Source organism: Mycobacterium sp. DL99 (genome assembly GCF_004762045.1).
Lineage (GTDB): Bacteria > Actinomycetota > Actinomycetes > Mycobacteriales > Mycobacteriaceae > Mycobacterium.
In genome coordinates this window covers 2,727,643-2,746,454 of sequence record NZ_SJOM01000007.1, presented here as the reverse complement: position 1 = coordinate 2,746,454, position 18,812 = coordinate 2,727,643, and the positions used below count along the sequence as shown (strand labels likewise).

The following is an 18,812-nucleotide window of genomic DNA, read 5'->3' as shown; positions in this document are numbered from 1 at the left end:
GCGGAAGTCGTCGAGCGCCGTCAACCGCGACGCTGGCGTGACACACGGAGACGGACGATGGCCGCCACAAGGCGACCAAGGAGTGCGAATGACCACCGACCAGCCCGACCCGTGCGACCAGCCCGAGCCCTGCACACCATGCGGTGACGACGGTGGTTGTGAACCGAAATTGATCAACCGCCTGAAATGCAAACCTGCCGGCATTGCCGCACAGGCGAAGTCGAACGCCGAGAATCAGCCGGCAGTCACTGCCGCGCAGGACTCGTTCGATAAGACACGCCGCGACTACCGAGACGCCCGACAGCTCTACTCACACGATATCCACGACCTCGAACACGAGATCTGTTCCCTGGTCGAGAGGATCCGGTGCAAGTTCAAGCAGAGCCATGTCCCCGACTGTCTTGACGAAGCGTACGAGTGGATACGTGAACGACTGTGCCAATGCGCGACGGCGGAGCCGGAGCGCAACTGCGAATTCGACACCGACACCTGCGACCTCGATGACTGCGAGTTCCAGCATCTCAAGAAGAAATACGAAGACGACCTGGTTCGCGCACACGCCTACTTCGACAAACTCTCCACCGAACCCGCCGACCTCGCCAAACGCGTCGCGGACGCGAAAGCCGAAGTCTCCAAGGTCGATACCGGGTACCACGGTGATGACGCCACGACGGACATCAAAGAGGTGTACGCCCACGCCCTGATGACTCGACATCAGATCAAGAAACTATGGAACGGGTTCGACAGCTACGGCGAGTACGCCGACGAGTTGTGTTCTGCGCTCGTCTGCTGGACCAAGGCGGCCGACGCCGTGGCGATCATGGCCGGCCAGGACGCGATCCGCACCTGCCACGCAGAGGCCAGGAAGAAGCGCTGCGACGACCTGGCGGCCAACACCGTCAAAGAGATCCTCGCGCGATACGAACGCATCTGCGGGCGTGGCAAGGAGGACGAGCACGAATGTGACGAGTGCGAGCATGAGCACGACCACGAATGCGACGAGTGCGGGCACAACCACGGACACGGCCACGGATCCCGTGGTGACGAAACCCAATCTTCGTAGGCTCGCATGGGCACGCCGTTGCGCGGGGTCAACATCGCCGGAGCCGAAGTGGCCTACGACCCTGCTGTCGTACCTGTCGAAGGTGAGAACTACATCTGGATGTCGCTGCGCGACATCAACTATCTGGCAGACAACGGCGTTCCCTTCATCAGAATCACCTTCTCGTGGGAACTGGCGCAACCCGAACTCAACGGCGAGCTGAGCCTCGACGGCTACTTCGGTGTGCTGCTCAACCGGGTGCGCTACGCCACCGCGAAAGGTCTGACCGTGATGATCGAACCGCACGGCGGCACCTACCCCAACTTCGCGCGCTACAAAGGGGATCCGGTCGGCTCGGCAGCCGTCCCCGCCGACTCCTTCGGCGGCTTCTGGTCGAAAGTCGAGACAGCCCTGTCCGACTGCCCCACCGCGGTATTCGGGTTGTCCAATGAGCCCAACGGCATGTCCACCACCGGGTGGTTCACCGCGGCTGCGGCCGCCGTCGAGGCGGTGCATGGCATCAACTCCGAACGGCAGATCTTCATCTGCGGCAACGGTTTCAGCCAGCCGGCATCGTGGCAGGAAAGCTGGTACGACACCGACGACACACAGGTCTCCAACGCGTCGGCGTGGTCCCAGCATCTGGCGGGCGCGGACAACGTCGTCGCCAGCGTGCACACGTACTTCGACAGCGGCGGCGACGGATCCGGCGACGATGTCGTCAATCCCGACATCATCAGGCAGCGCCTGGAACCCGCCGTTGCCTGGGCCAGTGCCTCCGGAGTCCAGCTACACCTGACCGAGTTCGGCGCGAATCAAGCGACCCCGGGAGCGGCCCAGGCCGTGACGAATGCACTGGAATACCTCGATGCACACGATGACGTCGTCATCGGCTGGTCATGGTGGACCTACGGCGCGCCTGCCTGGTGGGCCGGCTATCACTTCACCCTCAGCCCAACCCAGGATTACACCGTCGACAATCCGAAACTCGCCTGGCTGCAACCCCACTTCGTCGCACCGGCACCGCAGCCGACCATCCGCCCATGGCTGAGCAACGCAACAGCACCGCCGGACGACCGCAACCCCTTCATCGCCCGGGTAAAGGTCAAGCCCGGAATGTACGCCGGGATAGGCGAGGGCACGTACTCCGTTCGGGTCCGGATCCGCACCACCCACAGTGACGCCGATACGTTCTGCGTCGCGGTCGTCCTCGAGAACCCGAACGATGGCGTCGAGATCGATTGGCACCACATCACAATCGACCTTCGTGGGCACACTCTGATCGACTGGTGGGACGCCGACGTGGTCGGGACGACAGGCTGGGTGACGGCCTCCCCGTCGGATCAAGGTCGCGTGATCGGTGCCCACAACAAGACATCGTTCGGGCTGTGCCTCAAGCGAGATGACACCCCGCTCCGGGCCGACGAGCAGATCCGCGTCAAGGATCTGCAGTGGTGACTGCCAGTGGATTCCGCACTGCCACCAAGCCCTTTGGCGTGAGTTCCCCGCTCAGTTTCGATGCCGCCCAACAGAAGAAACCCGAGCCGAAGCCGGGTTCCGCCCTCGCTGATAGGTTCCCCGATCCGCTCCGGCGAGCATTGGCATTTGGTGTCCGGCCAGCCCTCGAAGTCGGTGCAGCCGACGACCCACTTGAGTCGGAAGCGGATCGTACAGCCGCCGAGATCACCGGCATATCCAAGCCTTCGCGGCGACCTTCCCGCGGGCAACCCGCACCCCGGTTCAGCGCGCCCGAATCCAACTCCCTATGGGCTCGAATATCGGCTCCCTCCGCAGGTAGGGCACTGCCCTCGAGCCTACGCAGCCGGATGGAATCCGCACTCGGCGTGGACTTCTCGCAGGTGCGAATCCACGACGCAGCCCAGGATCGCGCCGACGCCGCTGCACTCGGAGCCCGTGCGTTCACCAGCCGCCGCGATATCTGGCTGGGACGTGATGCCGATGAAACCGATCACCGATTGTTGGCCCACGAACTGACCCATGTCGTGCAGCAGGGCGGAGCCCGTCCGATACCCGGTGCCGGCTCCCCCGAAAGCCCGATCTCCCGCGTTCCCAACTCAATCCAGCGAGAAGCTGTCCAGCCACCGCCCGTCGTGCCGCCGATGAGCCACGATACTGAGGGGTACCTCGCGCCGTCAGCGGATACCGCCCGTACAACCTCCGAGTGGGTGATGGGCGACGTGTGGCAGGTCGTGATGGAGGGTTATGAGGGCATCGACTTCACGATCCATACTGAAGATACCGGGATCACCGGTGGACGAACGCTTGTCGGCCAACCTGGTACTTGGCCAGGCTACGTTGCCCGCGGCATCGTAGATGACCTGCGGTCGTACTTGAAGTGGTCGTTCGAGCAGCCGGGCGAGTACCTGATGCGTCTGCGTCGCAACGCGGCGGGAGAACTCATCGCAAAGTCCTGGGAGCGCGTACGTAACCTGCCTCGCAGGCCGGCTCCAGGAGTGCCGCTGACCAAGGCGGGCGAGAACGTCGTCGTCGTGATCGGCTCGCCAAAGCCGCATCAGGCGTATCCGTACCAATTCGTTACCGCGGCCAAACAGGTTAAGGGTCATGCTATCTGGGTCGTGGAGCGCTCCGGCTACGAATTCGCCAACGTCGACCTCGGAAAGATCGTCCAGCTCGCGCCCGGCGGGCAGGTGCTGTGGGTGACATCGTCAGAGGGACTAGTGACGACACTGAACGGCATGCCACCGGCCAGCGTGCGACTGCTGAAGGTGTTCAGTCACGGCGTACGCGGGCAGGTGACCTTGCGCTACGGCTGGGACGATCACCCCAACTACGGCATCGACAAATCTGTCGCACAACAGATTCACGGGGATGTCTTCTCCGACCAGGCACTCATCGACCTCGAATCATGCAATGGGGGAACAAACGCCGACGGCGACTCACTTGCCCAGGCGATCGCGGATGCCACCGGCCGTGTCACCTTCGGTTGGGTAGGTCGTACGTCGTATGTGGACGTGAACCGTGGCACAGGTGGGGTGCGCGGCAGCGAAATAACATTCAGCTCAGACATTTTCGCAGAGCTGGCCTCACGATGGAACGCCGAAAGCGCGCCTTACCAGAAGTCGTTCGGGCCCCGGATTCAGCGCTCGGCGGCGCCGGACCAGCGACAGTTGATCCAACGCGAACTCAGCGACGAGGCGGCTCTGGAGGCCACGAGATCCCTGCCCGATCGTGTACAGAAGGGCAACGGCGGGCACGCACTGGCCGACGACACCCAGCGTCGCGAGTTTCTTCGGTCCGGGCGGGAGTGGTTCGGCAGCTACGACGCTACCCTCGACCATTTCAATGGCATGACCGCGGCCAGCGTTCCTGGAAATCCATTGGTGGCCGCCGAAACCAAGCCCCGGATCGAGGCTGCGGTGAATGAGGTCCACGGCCAGGTTCCCCCGCTGGATGTGGCATTCAGTTTCCGCTCCGCCTTCACCGCGGCCACGCACCTGAATTCCTTATCGATGCACACCCTGGGCTACGCCCTCGATTATGACCCGACAAAACTGCCGAGAATCGGGCGGGATGAAACCGCCGAGCTGATCCGCACCGTAACGGGTTCGGTGTCGAATCTGCAGCTGGGAGACTACGGCACGCGGCGCAACCTCATCGAGCGAATGGGCCAGGACACCGAAGCCCGCGAGGCTGCGCAGCAGCAGCCCGCACCGGATGCCGACGCAAGCCCAGTAGTCCCGGCGCCCGCGCACGAACGACTCCTGACCACTATCCGTAGCGAAAGTGACCGCCTCACTGCAACTTCAGCTGCGTTCCAGGAGAGCCTCGGTGCCCAGAAAGAGGCCTTTCTGCAGCTGCGGACGCGGTACTTCCAAGCCGCGGTAAGGGACAGGCCCGCAGTGCTCGCCGAGGTGCCGGCTGTGATCACACCCTGGCTAGGGGCACTGTCCACTGCGGAGGCGAACATCACGACAGCGGCAACGGCCGCTGGATTCACCATCGCGAGTCTGCCCGCCGCACGCGTCGTTCGAAGTGACCTCGACCGCTTGGGAAATGTCGCCGACCGAGCCCAGGCTGTCGCGGCCAAGGGTGGGGACATGACACCGACGAAATCACAGGCCAACCAGATTGCGCAGTGGGCACGTGCACTGGCGCCTACAGTGGTGACGCAGCCGGAGGATGCTTCATTCGCGGTGTCTGCGCAGCATTACGCTGACGCCGCGACAGCTCGGATTGCATTACTGCAGCCCCTCTGGGGCGCCAAGGAGCGCCTGGCTGTCATCACCCATCTGCGTACGCTTCTGGAGAACCCCCTGTTCCTATTCGGCACGGCCATCACCCCGAAAGGTGGCACACCCACCACCAAGGCCGAAGTCAGCGCACCCTCTGTGGCGCAGCTCCTCGAAAGGGGTTTCTACTCAGTCGGGAGCAAAGCACCAGGGGCGACAGCGGTGAGCCCGGATTTCCTGGTAGCCCTCGCCCGGCACGGGTTCGACGTGGGTGCGTCGTGGACCGGTGAGTACACGGATTCGATGCACGTGGAGCTCGTGGTGCATAAACCAACCGCCTGATGGAGTTGGTCCGTGAACAACTGCGCCTACAGCGAATCGACGAACAGCTTGTGGATGCGACGGTCCCCGGTCATCTCGGGGTGGAACGATGTCGCCAGCATCGAGCCCTGGCGCACCGCGACGATATGGTCGGCGGCGCGCGCCAGCACCTTGACGTCCGGACCGACCCGCTCGACCCACGGCGCCCGGATGAACACGGCATGCACCGGGGTATCGAGTCCCTCGAAGTCGATGTCCCCTTCGAAGGAATCGACCTGACGGCCAAAGGCGTTGCGCCGCACAGTCATATCGATGCCCGCCAGCGGAAGGGCCTCCCGCCCGTCTGTGCCGGCGTCCTTGATCTCGCTGGCCAGCAGGATCATCCCGGCGCACGAGCCGTAACAGGGCAACCCCGCGGCGATGCGCGCCCGCAGCGGTGCGAGCAGTTCGAACTCGCGCAGCAGGTGGCTCATCGCGGTGGATTCCCCGCCCGGGATCACCAGGGCGTCGACCGCGTCGAGTTCGGAGAGTCGCCGCACCGTGCCCGCCTCGGCGCCTGCCTCACGCAGCGCAGCCAGATGCTCGCGGGTGTCGCCTTGCAGCGCGAGCACCCCGACCCGTGGGCTCACGAGCCCTCCGCCGAGGTGAAGTTGCGCTGGTAGCGCGTCAGACCCTCTTGCATCACCGCGGCCACCATCTCTCCGTAGCGGTTGAAGATCTTGCCCTGAGTCAGCGAACGCCCGCCGCAGGCCGAGGGCGAGGACTGGTCGTACAGCAGCCATTCGTCGGCGCGGAACGGCCGCATGAACCACATGGCGTGATCCAGCGATGCCACCATCAGGTTCTTGCGCACATCGAGGTGGTTGACCTGGGCCGAGCCCAGCAGGGTCAGATCGCTCATGTAGGCCAGCGCGCAGATGTGCAGTACGTGATCGTCAGGCAGCGGGTCGCGGTGACGGAACCACACCTGCTGTTGAGAGGCCTTGCCGGGGATCCGCGCCACGAGGTCGCGCGGCACGATCCGGACGTCCCATTCGTCGAACTGGGCGAACCCGGCGTCGTCGAACGCTCCCCCGGACCGGAACCCGGGCAGGTCGTCGGGGCCGGGGGCCTCGGGCATCACGTCCTGATGTTCGATGCCGGTCTGGTCGGTCTGAAACGACGCCGACATCGTGAAGATCGTCTCGCCGTGCTGGATCGCGCTCACCCGGCGGGTGCAGAACGAGCCACCGTCCCGGATGCGCTCGACGATGTACACCGATGGCGCCCGGGCATCGCCCGGTCGCAGGAAGTAACCGTGCAGGGAGTGCACCTGGAACGTCGGCTCCACCGTGCGCACCGCCGACACGAGCGACTGACCGGCCACGTGGCCGCCGAAGGTCCGCTGCAGGAAACCCGACTCCGGGCTGAACACCCCACCGCGATAGATGTTGACCTCGAGCTGCTCCAGATCGAGGATCTCTTCAATCGCCATACGAGCTGTTTACCAGCCGCGTTCGGCGAGCCGGTGCGGCTGGGCGATCTCCTCGACATTGATACCGACCATGGCCTCACCCAGACCGCGCGACACCTTGGCCAGCACATCGGGATCGTCGTAGAACGTGGTGGCCTTCACGATCGCCGCGGCACGCTGGGCCGGGTTGCCCGACTTGAAAATGCCCGAACCCACGAACACGCCCTCGGCGCCGAGCTGCATCATCATCGCCGCATCCGCAGGGGTGGCGATACCACCCGCGGTGAACATCGTCACCGGCAGCTTGCCGGCCCGGGCCACCTCGGCCACCAGGTCATACGGCGCCTGCAATTCCTTGGCCGCGACATACAGCTCGTCCTCGGACATCGAGGTCAGCCGACGGATCTCGCCGCCGATCTGGCGCATGTGGGTGGTGGCGTTTGAGACGTCGCCGGTACCGGCCTCACCCTTGGAGCGGATCATCGCCGCACCCTCGGTGATCCGGCGCAAGGCCTCACCCAGGTTGGTCGCCCCGCACACGAACGGCACGGTGAACTTCCACTTGTCGATGTGGTTCGCGTAATCGGCCGGGGTCAGCACCTCGGACTCGTCGATGTAGTCCACACCCAGGCTCTGCAGGATCTGCGCCTCGACGAAATGCCCGATGCGCGCCTTGGCCATCACCGGGATGGTGACCGCGGCGATGATCCCCTCGATCATGTCCGGATCCGACATGCGCGACACCCCGCCCTGGGCACGGATGTCGGCAGGTACCCGTTCCAGGGCCATGACGGCGACGGCACCCGCGCCCTCGGCGATCTTCGCCTGCTCGGGGGTGACGACGTCCATGATCACGCCGCCCTTGAGCATCTCGGCCATCCCGCGCTTCACGCGCGCGGTACCGGTCTGGTTGCTAGAGCCGTTCTGGGCTGCGGTATCCACTGCAATCTCCTCCAAAGTCCTACTGATTCAGTCTAGTGGAGCCGCCAAATCCATTAAATCCGCACTCAACGGATGGCTTGCAGCTCGCGATGCGCAGATCCACGCGTATTCGCCAGTGTCGCAGCCGGCTGTTCGGCCAGTGCATTGGCCTGAGCCAGCAGCTCACCCAGTTGAAGCGGATACACGGCCTCCCCGCCGGCTACCAACTCGGCGATCATTGTCGCATCACACCAGCGGTGCCCGTGAATGTAGTGCCGTTCCAGGGTGGTGCGCCCCGTTGCCGACGGCTCGAAACGGGCCGTGCGGTGGATGAAGAAGAACTCCTCGCTGCGGATCACCGAGGCGTTGAAGTCGATGACGGCGTCGCGCCGCCATACCGGCCCGACAAGGTCGGCCGGTGCCGCCCGCAGCCCGGTCTCCTCGGCGAGTTCGCGGGCCGCGGCAACCGCCAGATCCTCGCCGGGCTGGACCGCCCCACCGACGGTGAACCACCACCGCGGCGCAGGTTTGTCCGGATCGTCGATCGCGGGGTCACTGCCGCGCAGCAGCAACACCGAGCCGGTTTCGTCGAGCAGCACCACGCGTGCCGAGGTACGCCGGCTCACCGGATTGACCTCGGCCTGGGAGTCCGGGCGCTCGACGATTTCGAAATAGGTCGGCAGCGCCGCCGTTCCACCCAGCCGCAGCACCCGCACCGCGCGGCGTTCCCGCAGGGCCAGGGTGTCGCGGACAGCATCGTTGTGGAAGCGCCGGGCCAGGAGCACCCGGGCCTCGGCATCGGCCAGTTCGGCGACCAGCGCCACCGGCAACCCGGCCGGATCGACCGCGGCCAGGGCGGCCGACAGGTCGTTCTCGGCGGCTTCACGCGCCGCACGCGGGGCCCGCTCGGCGGCATCCGCCAGCGCCGCGAGCCGCTTGCCCGCCGGAGCTCCCGCATAGGCATCGACTGCGACCGCGCGGGCCACGACAGCCCGGCGGGCCAGCGCGCCGTCGAGCGCCTGCCATGACAGGTCGTAGCGCACGTGGAGCCGGTCGAGCCGGTTGGCGGTCTGATAGGCCCACCCGCCGACGAGCAGCAGCACCACCAGGACGGCCAGCGCCGTCATCACGATCCAGGTCGGCATGTCTAGTCACCCACCTGAACTTTGACCCCGGCGCCGGCCACGGTCTCGTACACCCGCATGATCTGCCCGGCCACCACCGACCAGTCATAGCGGGCGACCCGCGCGGTGGCCCGGTCGATGTACTGCTCGCGTAGCGCGTCGTCGTCGAGCACCTCGATCAGCGCGTCGGCCAGGGCGTCGGCATCGCCGACCGGAACCAGCCGGCCGGCCTGCCCCTGATCGAGAACGCGGCTGAACGCATCCAATTCACTGGCCACCACGGCCGTTCGGGCCGCCATCGCCTCGACCAGCACGATGCCGAAGCTCTCGCCGCCGAGGTTGGGCGCGCAGTAGACGTCGGCGCTGCGCATGGCTGCGGCCTTGGCGTCGTCGTCGACCTGCCCCAGGAAACGTAGGTGCCCGGCGAGTTCGCCGGCCTCCTCTCGCAGCGCATCTTCATCGCCGCGGCCCACGATCAGGATCTCGATGTCGGAGAAACGGCGCACCAGTTTGGGGAGCGCGCCCAGCAGTACCGGCATGCCCTTACGCGGTTCGTCGAACCGCCCGAGGAACAGCACGCTGCGGCCGGGTCGCGGATACCCTTCCAGCCGAGGCGCATTCGCGAACGACGGTACGTCGACACCGTTGGGGATCTCGACCGCATCAGAGCCGAGCGCCTCCATCTGCCAGCGCCGGGCCAGGTCCGACACCGCGATGCGCCCGACGATCTTCTCGTGGAACGGGCGCAAGATCCCCTGAAACACGCTGAGAGTCAACGACTTTGTCGTCGAGGTGTGAAACGTCGCCACGATCGGCCCCTCGGCGGCCTGCAGCGCCAGCATGGACAGGCTGGGCGCATTGGGCTCGTGCAGATGCAGCACGTCGAAGTCGCCCTCGGCGATCCACTTCTTCACCTTCCGGTGGGTGGCCGGCCCGAACCGCAGCCGGGCCACCGAGCCGTTGTACGGAATCGGGACGGCCTTGCCGCCCGACACCACGTAATCGGGCAGCTTCACGTGCGGCGACGACGGCGCCAGGACGCTCACGTGGTGCCCGCCCGCGCGCATCACCTCGGCCAGTTGCAGCACATGGGATTGCACACCGCCCGGCACATCGAACGAGTACGGGCAGACCATCCCGATACGCATGGCCTCAGGTACCTAACCGGGCGCGACGTTCGGCGGACAGATCGGCCAGCCATTGCGGCTGCAGCATGTGCCAGTCGGCCGGGTGGGCGGCGATGTTCTCGGCGAAGCGGTCGGCCAACTGCTGGGTCACCACGGACACGTCCCCCGACGAGGTGTCGAGCGCGTCGAAGATCTCGACCACGCAGTCCTCCCCGTCGTAGTGGACGTGCGTCGGATGCAATGGGGCGCCGGTTTCGATCGCCAACTTGGCCGGACCGGCGGGCATCCGGGTGGGTTCACCGAAGAAGTCGACCTCCACACCGTTGCGGGTGAGGTCACGGTCGGCCATCAGGCAGACGAACTTGTTGTCCTGCAACCGTTCCGAGAGCACCTCGAACGGCGGGCGCTCCCCACCGGACAGCGGGAACACCTCGAATCCCAGACTCTCCCGGTAGTCGATGAAACGCCGGTACAGCGATTCCGGTTTGAGCCGTTCGGCGACAGTGGCGAAGGTGCCGAACTGCTGGGCCAGCCACACCCCGGCCATGTCCCAGTTGCCGCTGTGCGGCAACGCCAGCACCGCGCCGCGGCCCGCCTCGCGAGCGGCCCGCAGCTTGTCCGCGCCGACGAACACCTCGTCGAGACGCTTGGCCACAGCGGTCAGATCCATCGACGGCAACCGGAACGCCTCCCGCCAGTACCGGGCGTACGAGGCCAGTGAAGCACGCATCAGGTCGTCCGGCACCTCTGCCGGGGGCACCCCGATCACCCGGGCCAGGTTCTTGCGCAGCTGCTGCGGCCCACCGCCACGGGCGGCGTAGACGGCGCCCGCGTCGAACAGGTTGCGTGCCACCAGTTCGGGCATCGCGCGGACCAGCTGCCAGCCTGCCGCGTACCCCAGATCGGTCACCTGCCCGGACAGCGGAATGTTCACGAGGCTCCCGGGGGTTGCAGCAGGTCCATGGCGCCCGGCGACGTGCGCACCGCATGGATCCGCTGCGCGACGGTGATGACGCTGGCCACCGCCAACAGCCAGGCCGCGACATGCAGGAGCCATGGAATGTGCAGGAACGGCACACCCGAGAGCCCCGCGCCGACCAGCACGATCACCAGGCGCTCCGGGCGCTCGATGATGCCGCCGTCGCCGCGCAGCCCGCTGGCCTCGGCACGGGCCTTGATGTACGAGATCACCTGTGAGGTGACCAGGCAGATGAGGATCGCCACCACCAGCGTCGGGTCGTGCAGGCCGAACGCCGCCCACCACAGCAGGCCGGCGAAGATCGCGCCGTCGGCTATGCGGTCACACGCCGCATCCAGCACCGCGCCGAACCGGGTACCGCCGCCGCGTTCCCGTGCCATCGCCCCGTCGAGCATGTCCGCGAGCACGAAGACGAACACGGCGAACGCGCCCCACCACAGCTGACCCATCGGGAAGAGGGTCAACGCGGCGGTGACCGATCCGGCGGTGCCGACGATCGTGACGATGTCGGGAGTCAGACCCGCGCGCAGCGCCGCCTTGGCCACCGGCCGCGACAGCTTGGCGTAGGCCGCCCGGCTCATCAGGAACAGGTTGCTCACGTCTGGCGGGCCCATTCTCCTGCCAGCAGCTCCCGGGTCTCGCTCAGCAGCTGTGGAATGACCTTGGCGCCACCGATGATCGTGATGAAGTTCGCGTCGCCGCCCCAGCGCGGCACCACGTGCATGTGCAGGTGCTCGGCCAGCGATCCGCCGGCCGAGATGCCGAGGTTCAGGCCGACGTTGAACCCGTGCGGACGCGAGACGGCCTTGATGACGCGGATCGCCTTCTGCGTGAACGCCATCAGTTCGGCGCTCTCGGCTTCGGTCAGGTCCTCCAGCTCGGACACCCGGCGGTAGGGCACCACCATGAGATGACCCGGGTTGTACGGGTAGAGGTTGAGCACGGCGTACACGAGTTCACCGCGGGCCACCATGAGCCCGTCCTCGTCGGACATCTCGGGGATGTCGGTGAACGGCTGCGACGAACCGGCCGAGCCGATCTTGTTGTCGCCCTTGACCGCATCGACGATGTAGCTCATCCGGTGCGGTGTCCACAACCGCTGTAAGTGGTCGGGTTCACCCACGCCATGGTCGATGATGGCGTCTCCGCCGCCGTGGTCGATGATCGACCGCTCGTCCCCGGTCATTCGCTGGTGCCCACCTTGACCAGATCGGCCGTCGGCACCGCATTGTTGCGGTCGGCGATCCACTTCACGATCGCCTCCACCGCCTCATCGCGCGGGACACCGTTGATCTGGGTGCGGTCACCGAACCGGAAGCTGACGGCACCGGCTTCGATGTCTTTGTCACCCGCCAGGAGCATGAACGGCACCTTCTGGTTGGTGTGGTTGACGATCTTCTTCGCCATCCGGTCGTCACTGCCGTCGACCTCGACCCGCACGCCGCGTGACTTCAGTTGGGCGGCAACGTCATATAGGTAGTCCAGGTGCGCGTCGGCGACCGGGATACCGACCACCTGCACCGGCGCCAGCCAGGCCGGGAACGCACCGGCGTAGTGCTCGGTGAGCACGCCGAAGAATCGCTCGATCGAGCCGAACAGGGCGCGGTGGATCAGCACCGGGCGCTGCCGGCTGCCGTCGGCGGCGGTGTACTCCAGCTCGAAGCGATCGGGCATGTTGAAGTCCAGCTGGATGGTCGACATCTGCCAGTTGCGGCCCAGTGCGTCCTTGACCTGAACGGAGATCTTGGGCCCGTAGAACGCGGCGCCGCCCGGATCCGGGACCAGGTCCAGGCCCGAGGCCTCGGCGACCGACCGCAGGGTCTCGGTGGCCTCGTCCCACATCTCGTCGGAGCCCACGTACTTGTCGGGATCCTTGGTGGACAGCTCCAGGTAGTAGTCGTCCAGGCCGTAGTCCGAGAGCAGGTCGAGCACGAACTGCAGCAGCGAGGTCAGCTCGTCGCGCATCTGCTCACGCGTGGTGTAGATGTGCGCGTCGTCCTGGGTCATGCCGCGGACGCGGGTCAACCCGTGCACCACGCCGGACTTCTCGTAGCGGTACACCGAGCCGAATTCGAAGAGCCGCAACGGGAGTTCGCGGTACGAGCGGCCCCGCGCCCGGTAGATCAGGTGGTGCATGGGGCAGTTCATCGGCTTGAGGTAGTAGTCCTGGCCCGGCTTGCGGACCGTGCCGTCCTCGTTGTACTCGGCGTCGATGTGCATCGGCGGGTACATGCCGTCGGCGTACCACTCCAGGTGGCCCGAGGTGATGTAGAGGTGTTCCTTGGTGATGTGCGGGGTGTTGACGAACTCGTAGCCTGCCTCGGAATGCTTGCGCCGCGAGTAGTCCTCGAGTTCCTTGCGGATCACACCGCCCTTGGGGTGGAACACCGGCAGGCCGGAGCCGAGCTCGTCGGGGAAGCTGAACAGGTCCAGCTCGACACCGAGCTTGCGGTGGTCGCGGCGCTGCGCCTCCTCGATGAGCTCGAGGTGCTTGTCGAGGGCCTCCTGCGACTCCCAAGCCGTGCCGTAGACGCGCTGCAGGCTGGCGTTGTTCTGGTTACCGCGCCAGTAGGCCGCGCTGCTACGGGTCAGCTTGAACGCCGGGATGTACTTGGTGGTCGGGATGTGCGGGCCGCGGCACAGGTCGCCCCAGACCCGTTCCTTGGTGCGGGCGTTGAGGTTGTCGTAGGCGGTGAGCTCGTCGCCACCGACCTCCATGACGTCCGGGTCGCCGGACTTGTCGTCGACCAGCTCGAGCTTGTAGGGCTCACCGGCCAGTTCCTCGCGCGCCTCATCCTTGGATTCGTAGACGCGACGGGAGAACAGCTGACCGTCCTTGACGATCTTCTGCATCCTCTTTTCGAGCTTTTGCAGGTCCTCTGGGGTGAACGGCTCGGCGACGTCGAAGTCGTAGTAGAAGCCGTCGGTGATCGGCGGCCCGATACCCAGCTTGGCCTGCGGGAACATGTCCTGCACGGCCTGGGCCAGCACGTGGGCGCACGAGTGCCGGATCACGCTGCGGCCGTCCTCGGTGTTGGCGGCCACCGGCGTCACCTCGACATCGGTGTCGGGGGCCCAGGACAGGTCGCGCAGCCGGCCGTCAGCGTCGCGCACCACGACGATCGCGTCGGGCGTTCCGCGACTGGGCAGATCCGCCTCGCGCACCGCCGCGCCGGCGGTAGTCCCGGCCGCGACCCGGATCGGGGCAGCGGGGGCTGGGCTGGGGGCGGCGCTCATCGGGGAGTCTCCTACCATGCGAGGGCTAATGCGAACGCTGTCATGCTATCGGTGGGCCTGATCAGGACCCCAGCCCGATAGGGCTCTTGAGCCACTGCTGCTCCAGCCCGACCACTCCGGCGCTCCACCCGATCACTCCGAACAGCCACAGCGTGCCCACCACCACCAGTCCGGTGAACGCCGCACTGACCCCCTTGACCGCGATGTGCTGGCGGTCGAACCAGGCCATCACGGCGTCATAGCGGGCCCGGACGTAACGCAGCGCCCGCTTGGCGAAGTCGAACTCGCTGGCCAGGATCGCCAACCCGAGGAACACTATCGCCCAGCCGGGACCGGGGTACGGGATGGCCACGATGCCGACGGCCAGCACGAGTGTGCCGACGACGGCGACGACGATCCGGTAGGTGAAGTCGGCGGCCCGGCGCGAGCGCAGCCGTTCCCGCCAACTCGTCCAGCGCCGCTTCGCCTCGGCAAGGTTGGTCGCGAGACTCATGGCTGCCCCGGCTTGAGCCGGACGAACAACGCCTCGGCGTCGGCGAGCACGTCGTCGCCGTCGAGCAGGCGGCCCTCGACGAAGATCTTGCGTCCCTCGATGCGGTCGATCCCCGCCTGCACCTGTAGATCTTTGTCGATCGGGGCGATCTTGCGGTAGTTGACGTGCAGGTACGCGGTGCGTTGGTACATGCTGCCGGTCAGTTTGGCCGCGGTGTAGCCGAGCAGCGAATCGAACAGCAGCGCCAGCGAGCCACCGTGTACCGCACCGTTGCGACCGAGGTGGAAACGCCGGAAGTGCGCGGTCCCGGCGATCCGGTTGTCGGCGGTCCGTTCCAGATGCACCGGCACGTTGTTGACGTTGCCACGGTTGGGCAGGTCCATTCGCCGACCGGACGGTGAATTCCATTCGTCGGCTTCGTACGGCGCCAGCAGCGCCGACACCTTCTCGATCAGGTCGGCGGCCTCGGTGATCACCTCGTCGGGGGCATCGGCGCTGCGTGCGTGGTCCTGCAGGGTGCGCACCGCTTCGATGAACCGGCCGTAATCGGGGCCGCCGCGATCGGTGGGCTCGGGCGGGTTGAACCCTCCCCCGGGGTGCTTGCCGGCGGTGTCGTTTTCTGGGGCCACGAAGCCACCGTATTAGTGCCATGGTGGTGAGGTGAAACTGCACGACCTGGAACAGCGCTCGTTGACCTATCCGGAGGTGGGCGCCACGGCCGGCGACCTGCCCCCGGGTTACCGCCACATCCGGGCCTCGGCGGCGATCGGCACCGGCCGTGACCGCTTCGAGCGGGCCGGCGCGGAGGTGCTGCGGTGGGGCATGCAGCGCGGCGCGGGCCTACGGGTGCAGGCCACCACCGAGACCGCTGCGGTGGACACCGAGCTGGTGGTCCGGATCGGTCCCATTCCGGCGCCCTGCCGGGTGGTCTATGTGCTCGACGAAGCCGACCGCCGGGGGTTCGCCTACGGCACGCTGGCCGGCCACCCGGAATCGGGCGAGGAGTTGTTCTCGGTCCGCTACGACCCGGCGACAGACTCGGTGCATGCCGAGGTGGTCGCTTTCTCCCGGCCGGCCACGTGGTGGAGCCGGTTGGGCGGACCGGTGACGCGACTGCTCCAGCGGGTGGTGACGCGCCGCTATCTCACCGGCATCTAATTCACTCTGTTTCTCGCCTCATCGCCCCCGGACTACCTGACGACGGCCGAGCTGGGTTCGCGCGGCGCACCCAGCATGCCCCGGTGCGACGGCGGCACCCGTCCTCCTTCGTCGGTGATGCCATAGCGGGTCGCCAGTTCGGCACCGATCACGGTGTGCCCGGACAGCTGAGCCAGTTCCGGATCCCGGTACAGCGCGTCGATCAGATACCCGGTGAACTCCGGGGTTTCGGCATGTTCGGCGGTCTTCGCGAGTGCGTCGGGGTGCCCGGCGAAGGCGGCCTTCAGCTTCTCGGTCAGCAGGATGCCCATCCAGATCGACACCGTCGACACCCCGGTATCGGCGAAGTCGACCGCCATGTCCGCGGCCATCTTGTCCACCCCGGCCTTCTGCGCTCCGTAGGCCGGACCGTGCATGTAGCAGACCGACCCGGGCGAGGAGGTGAACGCGATCAGGCCGCGGTCACCGGCCAGCAGCAGCGGCGCGGCATACCAGGACGCCACATAGGCCGAACGCAAGCCCACATCCAGCACATCGGCCAGCTCGATCGGCTTCTCCCAGAAGGGTTTCGGGTTGACGAGGTCGTCGTGGACCGCCGCCGCGTTGTTGACCAGAAGATCCAGCCGGCCCTCCTGCGCACCGATCCGCTCGAACAGCGCGGCTACGGCAGCATCGTCGGAGTGGTCGAGTTGGACGGCGATGCCGCCCTCCCCCGGATCGGTCACCGTCCGTCCGGTGACATACACCCGCCAACCCGAGGCGAGCAGGGCCGCAGCGATCCCGCGGCCCGCGCCGCGACTCGCCCCGGTGACAACGGCGATCCGGGTATCCACGGGTATCAACCTACGGGGCGGGTTTCCCCGTGTGTGAAGGCCGTGACAATTCAGCGTGAAGGCAGGCCGAGTCGTTCGAGCTGCTGGCGCAGCCGGTGCCGCCCGGACAGGGAATGCGGACCGGCCAGCCGGCTCAGCACCCGCTCGCTCCAACTGCCCGACAGACCGTAACGCGTGTTGTAGACCGCCAACCGCTCGTCGTAGGTGGGCAGATGAGAGTCCGCCGCCTGCGCGTTGTACTGCTCGTGATGCAGTACCGCGGCCTGGGGCAGCCGCGGCTTGATCCCGGCGTTCTCCGTCGGATCGGGAGCCCCCACGGCGAGCCCGAATGTCGCCACGGCGTGCGGCGGCAGTCCCAGCTCTGCCGCCACCTCCTCGGGATGGTTGCGGATGGCGCCGACGAAAACCGTTCCCAGTCCCTGTGATTCGGCGGCCACCACGGCGTTCTGTGCGGCCAGCGCGGTGTCGACGAACCCGATGATCGTGGATTCCAGGTAGTCCGCGCCGTCCAGCGCGGCCCCTGACCGCTGCGCGAGCCGGCGGGCCCGCCCCAGATCGGCCACCCAGACCAGAAACAGCGGGGCCTCGTTGATGAACTGCTGGTTGTTCGCTAGGGCAGCCAGCCGGGCTTTGCGCTGAGGGTCCCGGACGGCAATCACACTCCACGGCTGCAGGTTCGACGAGGTCGCCGCGGACTGGGCCGCGGCGACCAGCGCCGAGAGCTGTTCATCGCTGACCGGTTGTCCGGTGAACTTGCGCACCGACCGGTGCGCCAGCTGCAGGGCCAATGTGGCGTTGTGGACCTTCAGCGTCGCGTCGACGTCGCCATAGCGCGCGATGACCGTCATCAGGAGCCGTAAAACGGTTCGCCGGAAACCGATTCGGACACCCGCCCGTCGACACCGGTGGGGACGTCACCTTCGAGCGTGACGCGGTACAGCACCCGGTCGTAGTCCAGGTGGCCCGCGTCGTCGATCGCCAGGTGCGCGGTGGCCCGGTTGTCCCAGAACGCGATACTGCCCGGAGCCCAACGGAACCGAACGGTGTACTCGGTGCGGGTCGCCTCCTCCCACAGCAACTTCAGAATCGCCTCACTCTGCGTCGGCGTGTATCCCCGGATCTCACGGGCACCGCGGGTGAATCCGGGGCTGACGAACAGTGCGCGCTCCCCCGTCACGGGGTGCACCCGGACCGCGGGGTGGTAGGTCACCAGGTTCGCCTCACGCACCTTGCGGTCACGCTGACTGCCGGCCACCGCCCGGGTGTTGAACTGGTGCCTGATGTCGAGCTTGTCGGCGAACTCCCGCAGATCCTCGGGCAGGTTCTCGTAGGCCGCAACGAGGTTGGTCCAAGCGGTGTCACCTCCGTAGGGCGGCAGGATGTGCGCCCGCAGGATCGAGGCCGCGGGCGGGTTGACCAGTGCGGTGACGTCGGTGTGCCAGCTGTTGTCGTACGAGGTGCGCCTACGGCCCAGATGGCGCTCGTAGCGGCGGCTGTCGATGGGCAGGATCTCAGGGAACCCCTCGGGCGCTTCCTCCTCATGCGGATGGGCCGGGGTCACCTTGCCGAACTTCCGCGCGAAGGCCACCTGTTCGGCGTGGCCGATCTCCTGGCCGCGGAAGAAGATCACCTTGTAGGTGTGCAGGGCATCGCGGATCTCTGCCACGACTGAGGCTTCCAACTCTTCGCGAAGGTCGACTCCGCGGATCTCGGCGCCGATGTAGCCGGCGACCGGCACGATGTCCAGACCGGTATCGGTGAGAGGGCTTCTATCCCTGACTTTTTCGGTGACGTCCGTCATCTGCGGGCTCCCTTGCGATGGCTTGAAGGTGGGCTGGCGAGGCGATCTGACCTGTCTCGCTCCGATCAGAGTCGGCGCGCGGGCGCATGCGAACAAGCGTCTCTGGCTACCG

Annotated in this window: 18 protein-coding genes and 1 pseudogene; 5 read left to right on the top strand and 14 right to left on the bottom strand. The window is 66.6% G+C overall.

Features of this window, described 5'->3' with window-relative positions; genetic code table 11:
• The first annotated feature begins 88 nt into the window (after positions 1-88).
• From EYZ64_RS13815 to EYZ64_RS13805, 4 genes and pseudogenes are all read left to right on the top strand, one after another.
• Positions 89-1,063, top strand: coding sequence for a hypothetical protein (locus EYZ64_RS13815; protein ID WP_135453940.1), 975 nt, complete (start codon positions 89-91; stop codon positions 1,061-1,063).
• A gap of 6 nt (positions 1,064-1,069) precedes the next feature.
• Positions 1,070-2,500, top strand: a complete 1,431-nt coding sequence (locus tag EYZ64_RS13810) for a glycoside hydrolase family 5 protein (RefSeq protein ID WP_135453939.1) — start codon at positions 1,070-1,072, stop codon at positions 2,498-2,500.
• Between the two features lie 368 nt (positions 2,501-2,868).
• Positions 2,869-3,003, top strand: a pseudogene (locus EYZ64_RS32660) (eCIS core domain-containing protein); the annotation flags it as partial.
• Positions 3,004-3,162: 159 nt separating this feature from the next.
• Positions 3,163-5,595 (top strand): hypothetical protein, encoded by a 2,433-nt coding sequence (locus EYZ64_RS13805; protein WP_286174872.1) that lies wholly within the window; start codon positions 3,163-3,165, stop codon positions 5,593-5,595.
• A gap of 26 nt (positions 5,596-5,621) precedes the next feature.
• Here the strand turns inward: EYZ64_RS13805 and pdxT are convergent, their stop codons facing one another.
• From pdxT to EYZ64_RS13750, 11 genes are all read right to left on the bottom strand, one after another.
• Positions 5,622-6,203 (bottom strand): pyridoxal 5'-phosphate synthase glutaminase subunit PdxT, encoded by a 582-nt coding sequence (pdxT, locus tag EYZ64_RS13800; protein WP_135453937.1) that lies wholly within the window; start codon positions 6,201-6,203, stop codon positions 5,622-5,624.
• Complete coding sequence (tesB, locus tag EYZ64_RS13795) at positions 6,200-7,048, bottom strand: acyl-CoA thioesterase II (protein ID WP_135453936.1); 849 nt, start codon at positions 7,046-7,048, stop codon at positions 6,200-6,202. Before tesB ends, pdxT begins: the two co-directional genes overlap by 4 nt.
• A gap of 9 nt (positions 7,049-7,057) precedes the next feature.
• Complete coding sequence (gene pdxS / locus EYZ64_RS13790; RefSeq protein ID WP_135453935.1) at positions 7,058-7,969, bottom strand: pyridoxal 5'-phosphate synthase lyase subunit PdxS; 912 nt, start codon at positions 7,967-7,969, stop codon at positions 7,058-7,060.
• A gap of 65 nt (positions 7,970-8,034) precedes the next feature.
• The gene (locus EYZ64_RS13785) at positions 8,035-9,093 is read right to left on the bottom strand and encodes an NUDIX hydrolase (protein ID WP_135453934.1); all 1,059 of its coding nucleotides are present in this window, start codon (positions 9,091-9,093) and stop codon (positions 8,035-8,037) included.
• A gap of 2 nt (positions 9,094-9,095) precedes the next feature.
• Positions 9,096-10,220 carry a glycosyltransferase family 4 protein gene (locus EYZ64_RS13780; RefSeq protein WP_135453933.1) on the bottom strand — a complete coding sequence of 375 codons (1,125 nt, stop codon included), beginning with the start codon at positions 10,218-10,220 and terminating at the stop codon, positions 9,096-9,098.
• Between the two features lie 4 nt (positions 10,221-10,224).
• Entirely contained in the window at positions 10,225-11,133 is a 909-nt protein-coding gene (locus EYZ64_RS13775; RefSeq protein WP_135453932.1) for a phosphatidylinositol mannoside acyltransferase, read from the bottom strand.
• Positions 11,130-11,777 carry a phosphatidylinositol phosphate synthase gene (gene pgsA / locus EYZ64_RS13770; RefSeq protein ID WP_135459994.1) on the bottom strand — a complete coding sequence of 216 codons (648 nt, stop codon included), beginning with the start codon at positions 11,775-11,777 and terminating at the stop codon, positions 11,130-11,132. Before pgsA ends, EYZ64_RS13775 begins: the two co-directional genes overlap by 4 nt.
• On the bottom strand, positions 11,774-12,364 hold the full coding sequence (locus tag EYZ64_RS13765; protein WP_135453931.1) for an ATP adenylyltransferase: 591 nt from the start codon (positions 12,362-12,364) through the stop codon (positions 11,774-11,776). The genes pgsA and EYZ64_RS13765 overlap by 4 nt, the downstream gene beginning before the upstream one ends.
• A complete protein-coding gene (gene thrS / locus EYZ64_RS13760; RefSeq protein ID WP_135453930.1) occupies positions 12,361-14,415 on the bottom strand; it encodes a threonine--tRNA ligase in 2,055 nt (684 codons plus the stop codon). Before thrS ends, EYZ64_RS13765 begins: the two co-directional genes overlap by 4 nt.
• A 61-nt stretch (positions 14,416-14,476) precedes the next feature.
• The gene (locus EYZ64_RS13755) at positions 14,477-14,908 is read right to left on the bottom strand and encodes a TIGR02611 family protein (RefSeq protein ID WP_135453929.1); all 432 of its coding nucleotides are present in this window, start codon (positions 14,906-14,908) and stop codon (positions 14,477-14,479) included.
• Positions 14,905-15,537 (bottom strand): PaaI family thioesterase, encoded by a 633-nt coding sequence (locus EYZ64_RS13750; protein ID WP_135453928.1) that lies wholly within the window; start codon positions 15,535-15,537, stop codon positions 14,905-14,907. Before EYZ64_RS13750 ends, EYZ64_RS13755 begins: the two co-directional genes overlap by 4 nt.
• A 31-nt stretch (positions 15,538-15,568) precedes the next feature.
• Here EYZ64_RS13750 and EYZ64_RS13745 point away from each other — a divergent pair, with 31 nt between their 5' ends.
• Entirely contained in the window at positions 15,569-16,066 is a 498-nt protein-coding gene (locus EYZ64_RS13745) for a DUF1990 domain-containing protein (RefSeq protein ID WP_135453927.1), read from the top strand.
• Between the two features lie 32 nt (positions 16,067-16,098).
• Here the strand turns inward: EYZ64_RS13745 and EYZ64_RS13740 are convergent, their stop codons facing one another.
• From EYZ64_RS13740 to EYZ64_RS13730, 3 genes are read right to left on the bottom strand one after another with little or no spacing between them, the layout of a single operon-like run.
• On the bottom strand, positions 16,099-16,899 hold the full coding sequence (locus tag EYZ64_RS13740; RefSeq protein ID WP_135453926.1) for an SDR family NAD(P)-dependent oxidoreductase: 801 nt from the start codon (positions 16,897-16,899) through the stop codon (positions 16,099-16,101).
• Positions 16,900-16,949: 50 nt separating this feature from the next.
• Positions 16,950-17,747 (bottom strand): NADPH-dependent oxidoreductase, encoded by a 798-nt coding sequence (locus tag EYZ64_RS13735; protein WP_135453925.1) that lies wholly within the window; start codon positions 17,745-17,747, stop codon positions 16,950-16,952.
• Positions 17,747-18,700 carry a TauD/TfdA dioxygenase family protein gene (locus tag EYZ64_RS13730; RefSeq protein WP_135453924.1) on the bottom strand — a complete coding sequence of 318 codons (954 nt, stop codon included), beginning with the start codon at positions 18,698-18,700 and terminating at the stop codon, positions 17,747-17,749. Before EYZ64_RS13730 ends, EYZ64_RS13735 begins: the two co-directional genes overlap by 1 nt.
• Between the last annotated feature and the right edge of the window lie 112 nt (positions 18,701-18,812).

Excerpts from the sequence above, each read along its gene's own strand:
- EYZ64_RS13815 (WP_135453940.1), top strand. The coding sequence starts at position 89 with ATGACCACCGACCAGCCCGACCCGTGCGACCAGCCCGAGCCCTGCACA.
- EYZ64_RS13810 (WP_135453939.1), top strand. The coding sequence starts at position 1,070 with ATGGGCACGCCGTTGCGCGGGGTCAACATCGCCGGAGCCGAAGTGGCC.
- EYZ64_RS13805 (WP_286174872.1), top strand. The coding sequence starts at position 3,163 with ATGAGCCACGATACTGAGGGGTACCTCGCGCCGTCAGCGGATACCGCC.
- tesB (WP_135453936.1), bottom strand. The coding sequence starts at position 7,048 with ATGGCGATTGAAGAGATCCTCGATCTGGAGCAGCTCGAGGTCAACATC.
- EYZ64_RS13785 (WP_135453934.1), bottom strand. The coding sequence starts at position 9,093 with ATGCCGACCTGGATCGTGATGACGGCGCTGGCCGTCCTGGTGGTGCTG.
- EYZ64_RS13780 (WP_135453933.1), bottom strand. The coding sequence starts at position 10,220 with ATGCGTATCGGGATGGTCTGCCCGTACTCGTTCGATGTGCCGGGCGGT.
- EYZ64_RS13765 (WP_135453931.1), bottom strand. The coding sequence starts at position 12,364 with ATGACCGGGGACGAGCGGTCGATCATCGACCACGGCGGCGGAGACGCC.
- thrS (WP_135453930.1), bottom strand. The coding sequence starts at position 14,415 with ATGAGCGCCGCCCCCAGCCCAGCCCCCGCTGCCCCGATCCGGGTCGCG.
- EYZ64_RS13755 (WP_135453929.1), bottom strand. The coding sequence starts at position 14,908 with ATGAGTCTCGCGACCAACCTTGCCGAGGCGAAGCGGCGCTGGACGAGT.
- EYZ64_RS13735 (WP_135453925.1), bottom strand. The coding sequence starts at position 17,747 with ATGACGGTCATCGCGCGCTATGGCGACGTCGACGCGACGCTGAAGGTC.
- EYZ64_RS13730 (WP_135453924.1), bottom strand. The coding sequence starts at position 18,700 with ATGACGGACGTCACCGAAAAAGTCAGGGATAGAAGCCCTCTCACCGAT.